The following is a 1,751-nucleotide window of genomic DNA, read 5'->3' on the forward strand; positions in this document are numbered from 1 at the left end:
TAGGCATAAAAACCTTGACGACTTGATAATTCGCCGCTGCCGTGGTTAGGCATTATTCCTACAAAATTCTGTATAGCTGAGGAATTAAGCGTAACACTTAATAACAATTGTTTTTTAGGTTCTAGACCACTGGTCAAATCTAAAGGACGAAGCGAATTAACTAAACTTAGCTTGCAGTTCTTCAAACTTTTTGGCGATCTTATCACTAAGCTCAGTTTGCTTGTAACCCACAGCCATTCTGTGCAGGTTGCTTAAAACATACATGCCTACCTGAATATCTCTTCCGTAAGCGTTAAACCGTTTCGGTTCTAAAGAAGCAATATAAGTCAGCTCTTTATTTAAAAATTCAAATGTTTCATTTGTCAATTCATTAGCGGCCTTAGTTTCATTTAAGGCATACATATTTTGGATGGTCTGATACCTGTTTATGGTATCGTCAACTGAATAATTTTTAAGAGGAATCTCTTTAACGCTTTTAACTAAAATGTTGCGTGCCTTATCTGTTTTTCCTTCCATGAAAAGGTTTGTAGTAAGCGAGTTCGAAACACTCCATGAACTTTGGGCAACTCTTCTGCTTTCCGGATCAATGTATTTTGCAGTTTTAAAGCTTTTAAAATCAAATTTATTCATTAGGTTATCGTACATCGGATCGCTATTGGTTTTCTCCATTTTATCGCGTGTATCCTTAGGATCAGTTTTGAAAGGCAATAAACGCAGCGCATATCCTTCAAGATATAGGTATTTGCCTAAACCTGCATAAGTATCTTCAGATACATTTGATTCAAAATATATTGGCCTTTCCCAATTGTTGTTTGCAATGATATCCAGTAAAGCCAGATCATATTTGTACATGATATCTTTATTGTATTTCCACTCCATCAAAGGTGTAACCTTGTCTTTGTCTTTAGCTGAAATGGTATGCGTTTTTACCAATTGATCTGAGTCTACCGTTAATTTGAAGTTTTGGCTAGGCAAGAAATTCACGTAACTTCCATCCGATAGTGGAAGTTTATCCTCCTTATTATCTGAAGTCAATACTGCTAAAAGATCTTTTAGCTCCACACTGTCTTTTAAATCGTAATCATAATAACGAATATAATCTCTAACACCATTTACATACTTCTCTGTTGGCATAGTAATAGGCAGAGCTGCGGATTTATTCAGCTTCAATTTCATTTGATTGATATATGCATCATCAGAAAGATATTGAATATTTACAACCCGTATGTCGGTACGAATACMCTCAACCTCTTGTGCATACCACAAAGGGAACGTATCGTTATCCGCGGTCACAAACAATATGGCGTTCGGAGCACAAGAGTTAAGATAGTTTTTTGCCCACTCTAAGGCAGTTGCTTTGCCAGAACGGTTATGGTCGCCCCAACCCTGAACACCCATAATTACAGGTGCGGCCAATAAGCCAACCAACGAAGCCACCATAAGGCTCAATTTAGGCGCATTAAAGCGCGATAACCACTCCCTGATAGCAAATACCCCGAAGCCAATAAAGATAGCGAAGGCATAAAAGGAACCTACATAAGCATAATCCCTTTCTCTTACTTGTCTGGGATCTTGATTTAAATAAACAATAATAGCCAGACCAGTAAATAAGAAAAGTGTTGTAATTACCAGGGTGTCATTTCTGTTTCTACGGTATAAAAAGAATAAACCCGCAATACCTAATATTAAGGGTAAACCGTAAAATTTGTTAAATCCTTCATTGTCAACAATACTTGGTGGCAGGTTGGTTT

1 pseudogene is annotated in these 1,751 nt (G+C 37.1%); it reads right to left on the minus strand.

The features are described from left to right. Positions 1-156: 156 nt before the first annotated feature. A pseudogene (locus AC1DG9_RS26695) lies at positions 157-1,751 on the minus strand (DUF2723 domain-containing protein); the annotation flags it as partial.

The sequence above is a fragment of the Pedobacter sp. 05L430 genome (genome assembly GCF_056397585.1).